The sequence below is a fragment of the Exiguobacterium mexicanum genome (assembly GCF_005960665.1).
GTDB lineage: Bacteria > Bacillota > Bacilli > Exiguobacteriales > Exiguobacteriaceae > Exiguobacterium > Exiguobacterium mexicanum_A.
Genome location: NZ_CP040676.1, coordinates 1,290,827 through 1,305,528, shown reverse-complemented (window position 1 = coordinate 1,305,528; position 14,702 = coordinate 1,290,827). Strand labels below are relative to the sequence as shown.

The following is a 14,702-nucleotide window of genomic DNA, read 5'->3' as shown; positions in this document are numbered from 1 at the left end:
ATCCCCTCCCCTTAATCGAATAACGTGGTCCAATCTTCTTGCCAACGGGCCTCAAAACACATATAGAGCTGCTCTCGCGTGTTCCGCGCAAGTGACAAAGGTGGTAAGGCGTCTCGTGTAAAGAACGCAACCTCGCTCGTCTCATGACTAATTTGCGCCTCTCCACCAATCAACTCGCATTCGATAAACAGTTTATAGTAATGCTGCGACAACGGCGGATGGTCGTGATGATGCATGTCGAACAAAGCAAGCAGCCGAATCGGTGCGACATCGAAACCGGCCTCTTCCTCGATCTCTTTGATGATGTTCTCTGCCGGGGACAGTCCGATCTCACAAAAGCCACCCGGAAGCGTCCAAAGTCCGTCTGACCTTTCCTTGACGAGTAACACTGCGTCATCCTTGAAGACGACGCCTCGGACGTCGAGCTTCGGTGTCGGATAACCATCGACGTGGGTCAATTCGGTGATTTCATGCAAAGCAAGATTAGATTGTTGCTCGAACATCTCGGTCGCGATTCGTTGGAGTTCGAGGTAACGTTCTCGATCGAACTCGTCTTTCGTAAACGTCAAGCCAGCCTGTGACAGCGCCTGTAGCCGCTTGGCCCAATCGAGCCACTGTGACATACGTATCCCCCCCATGATTTGTCCTCCTGTCCCATTCGCCAAAAGAGATCGTTGTTCCTTTTAGAAATACCCGCTCCTAAGAGAAACTAATGTGACATGGAGTTGAAAAAATCAGCTGATGCCCCCGTGTTATACTGGATAGAGAATCAAATCGAAGGAGGTTGGACATGCCGATTTCACTGTTATCCCAGTTCAAAGCAGACTTGGACGGCTATACCGAGCGGCAGCTCCGTTATCAGGCAGCAGCAGGCATTTGGTCAATCGGGCAGATGTACGACCATATCATCGTGGTGGCCGAGGAATATGCGGACGAGATTGAACGGTGTCTCGCTTCCACTGAAGAACAACCGCTCGGGAAGACCGAGTTCGGTGAACGATTGTTCCGGATGGGCGGTTTCCCACCGGTCAAAATCCACTTACCTGATGAGATGAACCAACCTCCGAACGATACGGACAAGCGCGAGACGCTCGAAGGACGAATCGACGAGTTGTCTGCGCGTTTGAACCGCCTTGAACCGCTCGGCCGCGCGGCGAACCCTGACGTCAAAGCTCGGCATGGCGGTTTCGGTTGGCTGAACGCCCAGGAATGGTACGACCTCATCGAGATGCATAGCCGTCATCATTTGCGCCAACAGGCCGATTTGGAGCGCTATCTGATAAAGGCGGAGCTTTGAATCCATAAGAAAAACCCTGTATCAAAGACAATCGTCTCTGGTACAGGGTTTTCTTTAGTTCGATCTCAATCGAGATACACGTCCTCAATCTCACCGAACGTCTCTTCATCAAACACGAATGAGCCGTTGGCGTAGCGGTCCAAGAGCGTCAATTGCTTCGTCTTGACCGTCTTCGCTTTCTCTTTCCCGATGATGTGGAGCGTCTCATCGTCATGGACCGGGAGCACACGACGAATCTGGTGCGGTTTCGATTTGACTTCGCGGATGAGCATCGTCCCGCGCAAGTTGCGGTTCGTGCAGTCGAACTGATCCTCGAGCTTCATCTTCTTGACCGCTCCACGTTGCGTCACGAGGACGAACAGTGGCGGTGTGAAGAAGGCGAAGGCATCGGCGACCACATCGCCATCTTTCAAGTTCATCGCTTTGACGCCGGCGGCACGTTGGCCGACGACCGGAACATCGTCTTCTTTGAACCAGAGGCCATAGCCGCGCTCAGAGACGAGGAACAGTTGTCCTGGACCGTCACTGATGCCAGCGAAGACGACCTCATCGTCACCTTTTAACTTGAGCGCCATGAGCGCCTTCGACTTGCGTTGGGCGTCATAGTCACGGAGCGGCGTCCGTTTGACCATGCCTTCACGCGTGACGAACAGGCAGTGCGCGTCGGTGTCGAACGTCGAGACGACATCGGCCGAAACGACTTGTTCGCCTTCGATTGGCACGAGGTTGGCGACATGCTGACCGGCGTCTTTCCATTTCGACTCTGGAATCTGATGGACCGGGATGAGCAAGTAGCTGCCTTTGTTCGTCCAGACGAGCAAGTGGTCCGTCGTCATCGCCTGGGTGACGAGGACGGGACGGTCTTTCTGCTTCATCTCCGGCATCTCGTCGCTCGAGGCGCCATATGAGCGCATCGATGAACGTTTGACGTACCCGTCGCGGCTGACGAACACCATCGTCTCTTCGACGGCGATCATGACCTCTGTCTTCAGTTTCAACTCTTCGACTTCCGATTCGATGACCGAGCGCCGTGCGTCGCCGAACTCGTCACGGAGCGCGGTCAACTCTTTCGAGATGAGCTTCCGTTTCGTCGCGTCGACGTTCAAGATGTTGGCGAGGCGAGCAATCTCTTTTTGGAGCGCCTTCGCCTCTTTTTGGAGCTCGACGATATCCGTGTTCGTCAACCGATACAGTTGGAGCATGACGACCGCTTCGGCTTGACGGTCCGTGAACGAGAACCGCTCCATGAGCTTCTGTTTCGCCTCGGACTTGTCTTTGGCCGAACGGATGAGTTCGAGCGTCTCGTCAAGGACCGAGATGGCCTGTTCGAGCGCGTCGACGATTTCGGCGCGTTTCTTCGCCTGATCGAGCTCGAACGTCGTGCGACGGGTGACGACCTCTTCGACGTGCTTCAAGTACGCGTCGATGATCGACAAGAGTCCCATCTGTTTCGGTGTCCGGTTGACGATGGCGACCATGTTGTAGTTATAGGCGAGCTGCAGATCGGTATGCTTCAAGAAGAAATGGAGCACACCTTCCGCATCGGCTTCCTTCTTCAATTCGATGACGACGCGGACGCCGGTCCGGTCGGTCTCGTCACGGACTTCGGCGACACCTTCGACTTTGCGGTCGAGACGGAGCTCTTCCATCTTCTTGACGAGGTTCGCCTTGTTCACCTCATACGGGAGTTCGGTGATGGTGATCTGTTCACGGCCTCCCTTAAGTGGCTCGATGACCGATTTGGCACGGATGATGACCTTGCCTTTTCCGGTCTCGAACGCCTTCAAGATGCCGTCTTTGCCCATGACAATCCCGCCAGACGGGAAGTCAGGTCCTTGCATATAACGGAATGCGTCATTCGTCGTCTCGACCTCACCTTTCAAGCGGGCGATGGCGAGGTTGAGCACCTCGGTCAAGTTGTGCGGCGGGATCTCGGTCGCATAACCCGCAGAGATCCCCGTCGTCCCGTTCATGAGCAGGTTCGGGAGGAGTGACGGCAAAACGAGCGGCTCTTCGGTCGAATCGTCGAAGTTCGGCGTATAGTCGACCGTGTTCTTCGAGATCGACGTCAGCATGACGCCGGCAATCTTCGACAGACGGGCCTCGGTATACCGCATCGCGGCAGCCGAGTCGCCGTCCATCGAGCCGTTGTTCCCGTGCATGTCGATGAGCGGGTAACGCAACTTCCAGTCCTGCGATAGGCGTACCATCGCCTCATAGACGGAACTATCACCGTGCGGGTGATAGTTACCGATGACGTTACCGACCGTCTTGGCCGATTTGCGGTACGGTTTCTCGTTCGTGTTACCTTCATGGTGCATCGCATACAGGATGCGGCGCTGAACGGGTTTGAGCCCATCGCGCGCGTCCGGGAGGGCCCGGTCCTGGATGATATATTTCGAGTAACGCCCGAAGCGGTCACCGACGACCTGTTCGAGCGACAAGTTTAAAATGTGTTGAATCGTCGACATCGTTACATCACTTCCTCAATCGCTTTAGTCACGTGTTCATTGGCGATGATCGAATCATCTTCCTGGAGGCCGAAGGCGACGTTCTCCTCGATCCACTCCCGGCGATGGGCGACATTGTCCCCCATGAGCACCGAGACGCGCTTGTCGGCGACGGCAGCATCGTCGACCGTGACACGGATGAGCGTCCGTGTGTCGGGGTTCATCGTCGTCTCCCATAGCTGGTCGGCGTTCATCTCACCGAGACCTTTGTAGCGTTGGAGGATATAGCCCTTCTTATACACTTTGACGAGCTTCTCGAGCGCCTCTTCGTCCCAAGCGTACTCGAACTGTTCCGACTTGCCTTTCCCTTTCGAAATCCGATAGAGCGGCGGCAAGGCGACGAACACTTTGCCGGCCTCGACGAGAGGGCGCATATAACGGAAGAAGAACGTCAACAGGAGCACTTGGATGTGTGCCCCGTCCGTATCGGCATCGGTCATGATGATGATTTTGTCGAAATTGCAGTCCTCAAGGTCGAAGTCGTGGCCGATCCCGGCCCCAATCGCGTGGATGATCGTATTGATTTCCTCATTCTTCATGATGTCCTGAAGTTTCGACTTCTCCGAGTTGATGACCTTCCCGCGCAGCGGCAGGATGGCCTGGAACGTCCGGTCACGGCCCTGTTTAGCCGAACCGCCGGCCGAGTCACCTTCGACGAGGAACAGTTCGTTCTTGGCGGCGTTCTTCGACGTCGCCGGCGTCAGTTTTCCGTTCAAGATGCTCGAACGTTTCTTCTTCTTGCCGTTGCGCGCCTCTTCCCGGGCTTTCCGGGCGGCTTCGCGGGCCTGGGCGGCGCGGATCGCCTTCTTGATGAGCATCGTCGCCATCTGCGGGTTCTCCTCGAGGAAAATCGTCAGTTGTTTGGCCATGACACCATCAGCGCTCGTACGTGCCTCGGGCGAACCGAGTTTCGATTTCGTCTGTCCCTCGAACTGGAGGAACTCTTCCGGGATCCGTACCGAGACGATGAGCGTCAAGCCTTCGCGGACATCACCGCCGTCGAGGTTCTTGTCTTTTTCTTTCAACAATCCGTTCTTACGGGCGTATTCATTCACGATGCGGGTCATCGCCGTCTTGGCGCCGATCTCGTGCGTGCCGCCGTCACGAGTCCGGACGTTGTTGACGAACGAGAGGACGTTCTCAGAATAGGCGTCCGTGAACTGGAAGGCGAGCTCTAGCTCGATATCGTTCTCCGTCCCTTCGAAGTAGACGATCGGATGAAGCGTCGCCTTGTCGTCGTTCAAATATTGGACGAACTCGGCAATCCCTTCCTCGTAATGGAACGTCTCTTCTTTATCCGAACGCTCGTCCGTCAACGTGATCGTCAATCCTTTTAACAGGAATGCCGATTCACGGAGCCGTTCAGCGAGCGTGTCGTAGTTATATGTCGTCGTCGAGAAGATCGAGGCGTCCGGTTTGAAGTAGACGCTCGTCCCCGTCTGACGCGTCTTTCCGGTCTCGAGGAGCGTCGTCTGCGGAATCCCGCCGTCGGCAAACGTCTGCTCGAACACTTTGCCGTCGCGATAAATCGTGACGAGGACCTTGCTCGAGAGTGCGTTCACGACCGAGGCGCCGACCCCGTGGAGTCCACCTGACGTCTTGTAGCCACCTTGGCCGAACTTACCGCCGGCGTGGAGGACCGTGAAGATGACCTCTGGCGTCGGTTTCCCGGAGGCGTGCATCCCGGTCGGCATACCACGCCCGTGGTCGCGTACCGTGATCGCGTCATCTTTATGGATGGTCACGTCGATTTGGCCACCGAATCCGGCGAGCGCCTCATCGATCGCGTTATCGACGATCTCATAGACGAGATGGTGCAAGCCGCGATGGTCGGTCGAACCGATATACATCCCCGGACGTTTCCGGACAGCAGTCAGTCCTTCGAGCACCTGGATGGCGTCTTCATTGTAATTAAATAAGTCTGTTGACATCTTCGTCACCTCAATTTCGAACACACGTTCGTTTTTCTATCCTATTGTATAGCTGTTTTTGGATTCTGGCAAGCCTCCCTCCGCGAGCGGGGCTCGTGAAAAAAAGGAGACCTACCAAGGAGGTAGGTCTTAACCGAGAAGGCGGGCGTGCTCGACATAGATGCATCGATTTTCGATGTAGTCGAGTCCGGCATCGCGAGCGATCCGCTCGGCGTCCGGGCTGGTGAGCCCGAGCTGGTTGAAGACGAGACCGACATCCCCATGTCGGACGGCATCTTCGGCCACACCGGCCAAATACTCATTGCGTCGGAAGACGTCGACGATATCGACGCGCCCCGGGATGCTCTCGACCGTCGGATAGACTTTGCGTCCGTTCCACGTCTCGAGCGTCGGATTGACAGGGATGACCGTGTAACCTTGCAACAGCAGATAGTCTGCGATTTGGTTCGCGGTCTTGTTCGGGTTCGCTGACACGCCGACGACAGCGATCGTCTTCGCTTCGGTGAGCCATTGTTTCAAACGTTGATCGTCCATCCTGAAATCCCCCTTTTGTTTACGTTCTCAGTGTACCTTTACCTGAATCACCGTTTCAAGCTTTATTTTCTTTTATCATATAACTGTAACTCTTTCAAATTTTTAAAACAAATCAATTGGTTCACCATAACTTATTATGTAAACCGTGATATATGAAATTATTTTTCTGGTTCGCAGGTCGATGTGTGTCTCGGATGGAAATGACGTGTGAACGAACGTTGCGTGAAATATCTATTTCACGCAATCATACGCGCGAATTAAAGGCGTTTGCGCGTGTCTATTTTAATCGATTGTTGGATAGGCATGGGCAAATGAGAATGGGTTCGGTATAATGAAAAAAGGAGGTGTTCGCGTGGGAACAGCCTATGAGGAACGTCGCGGTACACTATATAATTACCGCATCACTTTTTACGGGAACGTGTTCGCTTGGGTCATCCATGTCGTGTTCTTGATCACGTTTTGGCGACTTGACGTCACGACCCTCGCCTGGTCGAACATACTCAGCGTTCTCTATTACACGTTGTCTTTTTATTTTGTACATAAACGATATTATCGGACGTTCTTCATCGGTCTCTTCGTCGAGGTCGTCTATAACGCCATCATCTCGACCATCGTCCTCGGCTGGGGCGCGAACGTCCACTATTTCATCCTCATGGTCGCCTATGGCGTGTTCTTCATGCCGAACGTCAGCCGGGCCATTCGCATCGCCTCGACGATGCTCGCCATGGGAATCTACGGCTATTTATATGTGACCGTGACGGACGGGACGTCGCCGCTCAGTCCGACCCTGGAGCAAGTCATTGGGGTGACGTGCTTACTCGCGACGATCGCCTTGGTCGCCGGACTCTCCCTCATCTTTGAAGGGGCTGTCGTCGAGGTGACGTCCGAGCTCGAACGGTCGAACGAACGGCTGCATACCCTCGCCTCCCGTGACGGGCTGACCGGGCTCTATAATCGAACGACCGGATATCGTTTGGTCGAGGAGGCCATCCGCGAAGCTGTCGTATCGGGACGCCCATATACCATCGCTCTCGCTGACATCGACCATTTCAAGTCGTTTAACGAACAACACGGCCATGATTGCGGCGACCTCGTGCTCAAACAAGTCGCCTCCGCGCTCGCGCGAACAGACAGCATCGCCGTCCGTTGGGGTGGGGAAGAATTTCTCTTGTTCTTGGCGGGTCAAAGCGAGGACGAGGCAGCGGAAACAATCGACCGGTTGCGACAACAAATCAAATCACTCGAGACGATTTACGAGGGACGTCGGCTCAGTGTGACGTTGACATTCGGTGTCACGACGTGGCATGGGTTCAAAGATGTCGATACGCTCGTCAAAGAGGCGGACGACCGGCTCCGGGCCGGGAAACAGGCCGGGAAAGACCGCATCGTCACGTCAATCCATCATTAAGCGAGGAGCGATTTTTTGAGTATATTCCGCCAGCTCGGCCAATCACCGACGAAAGTCGACGCGAGACGTTTCAACTTGAGCGGCTATGAACGCATGCCGGGCTTCATCCAACGGTTCTTGAACCACATGGCCGCCAAACACTACTCGGAGCAGACCGCGCAGCGCTATCTGTATGATTTTTTGGATTTCTTCCGCTGGGTCGAGACCGCGAGTGCATCCGAGGTCGACCCGTCATCGGTCGAAATCGAATCGTTCGTCGAGTTCGACCATGCCGGGGCCGAGGCGTACGCGACGTACCTCGCCCTCGAGCTAGACAACGCACCGAGCGTGATCAACCGCAAACTGTCGTCGATGCAGTCGCTGTTCAACCATCTGATCGAGACGGGCATCACGGCGCACAACCCGTTCCAGGCCGTCGAGCGACCGAAGCGCGCCAAGCGCAACCCGGTCTATTTGACCGAACAGGAATGGCTCGACTTCTCGACGCTCGTCCGCAGCAACGTCGGCATGTCCGACCGCGAAGCGAGCTGGTACGAACGAAATCGGGACCGGGACTTCCTGATGATCCAACTGCTCGGGTTGACCGGGATGCGTGTCTCTGAACTGGTCGGCCTTGATTGGAACGACATCGACCGAGAGAACGGGACGATCCGGGTCATCGGGAAAGGGAACAAGGAACGCGTCATCCCAATCGCCTCTCCACTCGAGCCGCTCCTTGACGGATATCGTGGTCAAGGCGCAGGTCCCTTGTTCTGCTCCGAGAAAGGCAAACGGATCTCGGTCCGCACGGTGCAGCACGCGTTGAAAGGGCACATCGACCGCCTGAAGCCATATCTGCCATTTTTGACGTACAAGCAGGTCACGCCGCATAAATTGCGACACACGTTCGCCTCTCGTCTCGCCATGAGCGGGGTCGACGTCTTGACGATCCAACAACTGCTCGGACACGAGTCGGTGGCGACGACGCAAGTATATGCCCATATCGGTGACGAGAAGAAAAAACAAGCGTTAACCGGTTTACGATAACTTATTATGTAAACCTATATAAAACACCCGAACCTAGTCATCAATAGGTTCGGGTGTTTTTGTCATAACTGTTTTGTCGAAAGGATGACGATCGTCTCATCGAGCACTGTGTAGTAGGCGTCCTCGAACGTTTGACGTTCGTTCGTCTCGAGGTTGAAGATGCTCACGCCGCCCCCTCCTTCAGCCGATTCATGGATGAAATAGGTCGAAGCGAGTACGCGCTCGAACGGAGCCGTATCGAGGAAGCGGGCACCGGTCGTCGCGTCAATCAATTCGGTGTGATCTTCCGATTCCTCGACTTTGATAAAGACCGTCGAACTGACATCATCATACGTGAAGTCGATCGGTTCATAAGCTCCCCAGTCGACGACCGTGACCTCCCGGAGCACGTCCGGTGCCGTCAACTCATAAATCGTCTCCTCATTCGCTGCATCGACGAACGCAGAGAACCGCAGTTTCGCGTCCCGTTCCCCGAGATATTGGACCGTGTCCCCTTCCCCATGGAGCCGAATCAAGTCCTCGAACGGGATCTCCCCTTGTCGGTCCCGGATAGCCTCGACCGCCTCGTCGAGCGAACAGATGAGGATCGCTTCGGAGTGGTCGATCGCATCGTCTGGCGAGACCCGTCCGTCCTCGAGCGCCTCGTAATAGGCGAACTCGTCCAATCGGGCGTTACAGACGATATAAGAGACCCCGTCTAGCTCGGTCGTGAACAGATACAGCTCGCGGAACTTACCGGCATGGCCGACGAGCCGTTCATCACGGATCCGTTCTTGGAACGACGTCTCGGCATCATACAACCATGCCTCGTCCGCATCCCCGAAACTCGTCAAGAACAGGAAGTAACGATCGGCAAGTACCCAATAGAGCGTGCTGTTGCCTCGTTTCTCGAATGTCGCGAGCACAACCTCCTGTCCAGAGCGGTAATCGAAAGCGATCAGTTCCGTTCGGACGACCCCGGTCCGGTCCGGTGTCTCGTTCAAGAAATAGACGCGGTCCTTACTGACGAACAGCTTCGAGATTCCGTAGTCTTCATACACACGACGGCCGACCGGAGTAACGGAACCGTCTTCTTCGTCATAGCGGAAGATCGAGAAACTTGTCTCACCCGACTTTTCGCGGTAATAGACGGACGTCTCGGTGACCGCAATCAAGTCCTCATGGTTGATTGACATGGCACGTGCATCAACGATTCTCATAGCGCACCTCTCTCATAAGAAGATTCGACCGGTTCGACGGTGACGATACCGGGTGGTCGTTTCGGGAATGAAATCCGCAGATGGGCGAATTCGATGACAGACTGGCGAGGGTCGGCCTTCTCGATCCAGCGAATTCGTTGCCGGTTCGCCAAGGCATGACCGATTTTTTCTTCGATTTGGAACTGCGAGATGCCGCGATAGGCGACTTCCTGGATATATGTCGTCTCGTCGGCTTCGAACTGTTGCCAAATGCCCATGACGAGCTGCCCGAGTGCCGAGACGCGTTGTTCCGGTAATCGGACCGTCCGTAACGTCTGTTCGACTTCTTTCAAACAATCGAGAGGATCGTCAGCCACCGCGAACAATCGCTTCGCCGAGTTGTTCATGACTCGATAACGTCGTTTCCCGCTCTCCAGCCGGAGTACTTGCGCGTATGGCTCGACCGGTACCCCGTGAAAGAACGTGTCGGTTCCGCCCCAGGAATAGCCGAAAGCGGGGTCGAATTTCTGAATCGTCTTCATGAAGGCGAGCATGAAATCCTCGACCTCGCGGCGTTCGAGCCGTAACCATTCGGCGAGTGCGAGCGTCCCGCGGTCCTTTCGGATGCGGTGCACCGGGAAGAACAAATCCCCTTCAGCCAGGCGATGTGGTTTGAGCTCCGTCCCGTCGGCTCGATAATCCGTAGCCGGACGGCCGCTCCGGCCTGCATAGATGATCCATTCGTCTTCCGTGCTCTCGAACGCGTAGGCTTGATGCGCCCATGGCGGCGTCACGTATAGAGCCGGATACTCCTCATACGTCTCAAGGTGCAGATAGGAACGGTCGGTCCACAGCTGCGCGAGCAAGCGGACGATTTCTCCCGTCTCCGACTCTTTTGGTGCGATATAATTGCCGGTGTTACCGATATACGTCAAGACATGGAAGTCGTAGGCATGGTACAGGTGACGGACGATCCGCTCGAACACCGCGGCAATCATCCGTTCGAACAACGGATGATCCTCGTTCCGGTCGACCGATGTCGCATCGACCGTACACATGAGCCAACCCATGCGGACGTACAGGCGAATCCGGAGCGGATACGAAATCAATGGGGACGAAGATGCATGAATCTCCGTCAGACCGAGGTTGGCCATGTTCTCGACTTGTAACGTGAAACCGCTACGCCTCAGTTGTTCCTCCATCTTCTTTTTCCAATTGATCGTCTCCATGCACATTCACTCGCTTTCCGTGGCCATCGTTCTTGTGTGGCTCATTGTGAAATTTTTCCCGTTTCTTGATTCATACAAACGCCTTTCCGTCGGCATGTTCCGTAAGACGTTTGAACGCCTCGTCGAGAACGGCGCGCGACGTCCCGAAATTGATCCGTTCGAACGTCTGGCCCGATTCGCCGAATGGGCCACCTGGCGACAAGAACAGACGGACTTCCTCATGCAGCCACTTCTTCCGCGCTTCCGGTTCCAGGTCGAGCGCTGCGAAGTCGATCCAGAGGAGATAACTCGCCTCGGGCAGGAACGTCTTCAATTGAGGCAGTTCCTCATTGAACCGATTGACGAGATATGTCGCCTGCTCCTCGAGTTCGGCCGTCAACTGGTCGAGCCAACGCTCGGCCCGCGAATCCGTATAGGCCGCGATGATGGCCGTGTTCGCGAACGGTGTCGGCAGCACGTGGTGTTTGTTTTGGACTTGGGTGATCCGCTTCCGCATCGCACCGTCCGGACAGATGATGTATGACGCGAATAATCCGGCGATATTGAACGCCTTCGATGGTGCACTCACCGTGATGACATTGTCATCGAGCCGGTTGAGGGCGGTGTGCCGTTGTGACGGATAGGTCAAGTCGGCATGAATCTCATCCGCGACGAGGATAACGTCATGACGACGCGCCAGTTCGACGACTTGCTTCAGCTCGGACTCGGTCCATACCCGTCCGACCGGATTGTGCGGCGAGCAGAGCAAGAACAGCTTCGCCTTGCGCATCTGTGTATCGAGCGCATCAAAGTCCATCTCGTAACGACCATCGACTTGACGGAGCGGCGCGTCCAGCAGCTCCCGCTTCAACCCGGTCACAAGTTCATGGAACGGCGGATAGACGGGCGATTGGATGACGACCCCGTCCCCTTCCTCCGTCAACGCCTCGACGATATGTGTCAATCCTGGTACGACACCGTTCGAGAACAGGACGTGATCGGCATCGACCTTCAGCTTGTGACGGCGCCCATACCAGGAACTCACGGCAGCCTGCGCGTCTCTCGAGAACAGCGTATACCCGAACTCCCCGGTCGCGGCCCGTGCCGCGAGCGCCTCTGAGATGGACGGTGCCGTGCGGATATCGATGTCAGCGACCCAGAGCGGTAAGACGTCGTCCTTTAGACGGAACCAACGGTCGAGACCGTCCCATTTCACTGAATCCGTTCCCGTCCGATCAAGCGATTGATGTAAGATTGATTTCATGTTCATCCCTCCTATCTCTACTGTAACAAAAAAAGAGCGTGCGAGTCCGCAAAACGGTGGCGGATTCGGGACGCGTCAGCTATAATCGACCGAGATACTTCAAGGAGGTGAATCCGATGACCGTGACCGTCATCCGCCATAAACGCCGGAAACGGGCAGCCTTTTTCGTCACACCGGACGGGATCGAGCTGCGGATTCCGGCAAGGCTCCCGAACCGGGTCGTCGAGGCGATTTTAACAGATCATGCCGAGTGGATTGCGGAACGCATCGCGACATTACCGAAGCGTGACCTCTTGCCCGACGACAGGTTGCTCCTGTACGGGGAAACGTTGCCGCTTGTGAAACGCGATGCTGAGACCGGATTTCGCTTCGATGGGGAAAAATTCTATTGTCCGCTCGCGTGGGGCGAGTCGTCGCTACGGGAAGCGTACGAGGCTTGGCTCCGAGAGCATGCGCTCGCCCACGTCACCGAACGTGCACCCCACTACGAACGATTGCTCGGTGTGAGGGCGAACCGGATTCGCATCGGTAACCAAAAGACGCGTTGGGGGTCGTGCAGTTCAACTGGGACGATTTCCATCAACGTCCGGCTCATGCTCGCCCCGAAAGAAGTGATGGATTACGTCATCGCCCACGAATGGACCCACCTCGTCCACTTTGACCACTCGAACGCGTTCTGGTCGACGCTCGCTTCGGTCTATCCGGATGTCACCGGCGCGATGGCCTGGTTGAGACAGCATGGCCATACGCTGCAAATCAAAAAAACCAATTGAACGTGTCCCTCGTACAGGGCACGTCCGATCGGTTTTTTTAGATGGCGGACGTGAACCGCTCGGCTGTTCCGTTCAGCGATTCGGCCGACTGTTCGATATGCACGAACCGCTCGAGCGTCTGTTCCATGATGCGCACACTCTCTTGAATATCCGTACTGGAGCGAGAGACACCGTCAACAATCGAGACGAGTTCTTTATTCATCCCGTCCGTGTTCGCGCGCACTTCGATGACGGCACGTTCGACGAGACGTGACAAGTTCCGCACCTCGGTCGCGACGACGTTGAAACCGAGACCATGTTCACCTGCTCGCGCGGCCTCGATGGCGGCGTTGAGCGACAACAGGTTCGTCTGGGCGGCGATCTCTTTGATTGTACTGGCGATCTTCGTGATCTCGGCAGCCTGCTCCTGCAAGTTAGCGAGCGTCTTTAAATTCTGATTTGAGTCCGCGTCGAGGCGTTCGATTGTCCGCTTCAACTGTTGACTCTCCTCCATGCCACGCCGGGCACGGTCGTCAAGGTTTTCTGCCATGTCACGGAACGAGCGCGCATATTCCTCGATCGTCTGTTGCCGACTCGTGATATCGGAGGCGATTTTGACGACGCCGACGACCTCGTCCTGTTCATAGATCGGCATATACGTCGCCTCGAGCCATATCGAATCACCCCGGGCGTCGATTCGCTCGATTTTGTCGGCCGAGCTGAAGCCGTCGAACAATTTGTTCCAAAACGCTTGATAGTCTGGGCTGCTGACGAAACTCGGGGCACAGAACAAATGATGGTGCATCCCGATCATTTCATCACGCTTGTATTTCATCGTCTTGGCGAACAGGTCGTTCACATCGACGACGCGTCGCTGACGGTCGAATCGAATCATCGCCACGTTGGCCTCGAGGGCACGGAGCACGTCAGGGGATGAGAGACTAGCCGTTGTTGTCAGTTCCATTCCGATTATTCCTACCTTCTTTTCTCGATTTCCTTTAGTGCTTTCTTCCTGGAATGTAGCGGAATTCTAGTGTACCTTGTGCGAAAAGTCCTGAATAGCATCGGTTTTTGAAATCGAGTCAATATCTTGAATTTGAAGTGTTTTCCAATTGTTCTCTCTGACGCTGGTCATCAAAAAAAGGCCCATGCCAGGCACGGACCCTTGATTATTCCGATTCCTTGAAAATGGCTTGCAACAACGTGACTTGTGCGGCGTTAAGTTCACCGCGGCTATCCTTTGGATTGATGCCACCCATCATCTGTTCTTCGTACCAAATCCCGAAGTCGAGCGAACGCTCGGGCGCATCGTCCGGCGTATAGACGAACGTCGCTCTCACATCCGGGTCCCGCTCGATTGGAACGGGTTGGTCTTCCCATTCAACCTCATCCGTCGTTCGATCAAGCTGAGTAATCGTCTCAGCGTCGGTAATGGTGCGTATGGGTCCATAGGCACCATCCGTGTTTAACGTCTGATAGTCGATGCGAGACGGATCCAAGTCTTCCTCGCTACTGGCACAACCGCCAAGAAGCAGTCCCATACAGATGACACATCCTGACAACATGCGTTTCAACAGGGCATCCCTCCTCGATT

The 14,702-nt window shown here is 55.4% G+C and carries 13 protein-coding genes; 4 read left to right on the top strand and 9 right to left on the bottom strand.

The features are described from left to right. Nucleotides 1–11: 11 nt before the first annotated feature. The gene (locus FED52_RS07100; protein ID WP_431189074.1) at nt 12–638 is read right to left on the bottom strand and encodes an NUDIX hydrolase; all 627 of its coding nucleotides are present in this window, start codon (nt 636–638) and stop codon (nt 12–14) included. 152 nt (nt 639–790) lie between these two features. On the opposite strand from FED52_RS07100, the gene FED52_RS07095 reads away from it, so the two are divergent. Then, entirely contained in the window at nt 791–1,297 is a 507-nt protein-coding gene (locus tag FED52_RS07095; RefSeq protein WP_138859421.1) for a DinB family protein, read from the top strand. A 65-nt stretch (nt 1,298–1,362) separates the two neighbouring features. On the opposite strand, the gene parC is transcribed toward FED52_RS07095, so the two are convergent. From parC to FED52_RS07080, 3 genes are all read right to left on the bottom strand, one after another. After that, nucleotides 1,363–3,768, bottom strand: coding sequence for a DNA topoisomerase IV subunit A (gene parC, locus FED52_RS07090; protein ID WP_138859420.1), 2,406 nt, complete (start codon nt 3,766–3,768; stop codon nt 1,363–1,365). A 2-nt stretch (nt 3,769–3,770) separates the two neighbouring features. Continuing rightward, the gene (gene parE, locus FED52_RS07085) at nt 3,771–5,738 is read right to left on the bottom strand and encodes a DNA topoisomerase IV subunit B (RefSeq protein WP_138859419.1); all 1,968 of its coding nucleotides are present in this window, start codon (nt 5,736–5,738) and stop codon (nt 3,771–3,773) included. A gap of 129 nt (nt 5,739–5,867) precedes the next feature. Continuing rightward, nucleotides 5,868–6,272: a CoA-binding protein gene (locus FED52_RS07080; RefSeq protein ID WP_138859418.1), complete on the bottom strand. Its 405-nt coding sequence runs from the start codon at nt 6,270–6,272 to the stop codon at nt 5,868–5,870. Between the two features lie 352 nt (nt 6,273–6,624). Between FED52_RS07080 and FED52_RS07075 the strand changes: the two genes are divergently transcribed. Beyond that, nucleotides 6,625–7,680, top strand: a complete 1,056-nt coding sequence (locus FED52_RS07075; RefSeq protein ID WP_034815863.1) for a GGDEF domain-containing protein — start codon at nt 6,625–6,627, stop codon at nt 7,678–7,680. 15 nt (nt 7,681–7,695) lie between these two features. Then, nucleotides 7,696–8,706, top strand: coding sequence for a tyrosine-type recombinase/integrase (locus FED52_RS07070; RefSeq protein WP_138859417.1), 1,011 nt, complete (start codon nt 7,696–7,698; stop codon nt 8,704–8,706). 62 nt (nt 8,707–8,768) lie between these two features. Here the strand turns inward: FED52_RS07070 and FED52_RS07065 are convergent, their stop codons facing one another. From FED52_RS07065 to FED52_RS07055, 3 genes are all read right to left on the bottom strand, one after another. Further along, a complete protein-coding gene (locus tag FED52_RS07065) occupies nt 8,769–9,905 on the bottom strand; it encodes a hypothetical protein (protein ID WP_138859416.1) in 1,137 nt (378 codons plus the stop codon). Then, nucleotides 9,902–11,113 carry a hypothetical protein gene (locus tag FED52_RS07060; protein WP_138859415.1) on the bottom strand — a complete coding sequence of 404 codons (1,212 nt, stop codon included), beginning with the start codon at nt 11,111–11,113 and terminating at the stop codon, nt 9,902–9,904. The genes FED52_RS07065 and FED52_RS07060 overlap by 4 nt, the downstream gene beginning before the upstream one ends. Before the next feature lie 70 nt (nt 11,114–11,183). Then, a complete protein-coding gene (locus FED52_RS07055) occupies nt 11,184–12,356 on the bottom strand; it encodes a MalY/PatB family protein (protein ID WP_138859414.1) in 1,173 nt (390 codons plus the stop codon). Between the two features lie 116 nt (nt 12,357–12,472). Here FED52_RS07055 and FED52_RS07050 point away from each other — a divergent pair, with 116 nt between their 5' ends. After that, nucleotides 12,473–13,129: a M48 family metallopeptidase gene (locus tag FED52_RS07050; protein ID WP_138859413.1), complete on the top strand. Its 657-nt coding sequence runs from the start codon at nt 12,473–12,475 to the stop codon at nt 13,127–13,129. 37 nt (nt 13,130–13,166) lie between these two features. Here FED52_RS07050 and FED52_RS07045 read toward each other — a convergent pair whose 3' ends face one another. Both FED52_RS07045 and FED52_RS07040 read right to left on the bottom strand, forming a co-directional pair. Beyond that, nucleotides 13,167–14,072, bottom strand: a complete 906-nt coding sequence (locus FED52_RS07045) for a methyl-accepting chemotaxis protein (protein ID WP_138859412.1) — start codon at nt 14,070–14,072, stop codon at nt 13,167–13,169. A gap of 205 nt (nt 14,073–14,277) precedes the next feature. Beyond that, nucleotides 14,278–14,682 (bottom strand): hypothetical protein, encoded by a 405-nt coding sequence (locus tag FED52_RS07040; protein WP_138859411.1) that lies wholly within the window; start codon nt 14,680–14,682, stop codon nt 14,278–14,280. Nucleotides 14,683–14,702: the final 20 nt, after the last annotated feature.

Excerpts from the sequence above, each read along its gene's own strand:
- FED52_RS07100 (WP_431189074.1), bottom strand. The coding sequence starts at position 638 with ATGGGGGGGATACGTATGTCACAGTGGCTCGATTGGGCCAAGCGGCTA.
- FED52_RS07095 (WP_138859421.1), top strand. The coding sequence starts at position 791 with ATGCCGATTTCACTGTTATCCCAGTTCAAAGCAGACTTGGACGGCTAT.
- parC (WP_138859420.1), bottom strand. The coding sequence starts at position 3,768 with ATGTCGACGATTCAACACATTTTAAACTTGTCGCTCGAACAGGTCGTC.
- parE (WP_138859419.1), bottom strand. The coding sequence starts at position 5,738 with ATGTCAACAGACTTATTTAATTACAATGAAGACGCCATCCAGGTGCTC.
- FED52_RS07080 (WP_138859418.1), bottom strand. The coding sequence starts at position 6,272 with ATGGACGATCAACGTTTGAAACAATGGCTCACCGAAGCGAAGACGATC.
- FED52_RS07065 (WP_138859416.1), bottom strand. The coding sequence starts at position 9,905 with ATGAGAATCGTTGATGCACGTGCCATGTCAATCAACCATGAGGACTTG.
- FED52_RS07060 (WP_138859415.1), bottom strand. The coding sequence starts at position 11,113 with ATGGAGACGATCAATTGGAAAAAGAAGATGGAGGAACAACTGAGGCGT.
- FED52_RS07055 (WP_138859414.1), bottom strand. The coding sequence starts at position 12,356 with ATGAAATCAATCTTACATCAATCGCTTGATCGGACGGGAACGGATTCA.
- FED52_RS07050 (WP_138859413.1), top strand. The coding sequence starts at position 12,473 with ATGACCGTGACCGTCATCCGCCATAAACGCCGGAAACGGGCAGCCTTT.
- FED52_RS07045 (WP_138859412.1), bottom strand. The coding sequence starts at position 14,072 with ATGGAACTGACAACAACGGCTAGTCTCTCATCCCCTGACGTGCTCCGT.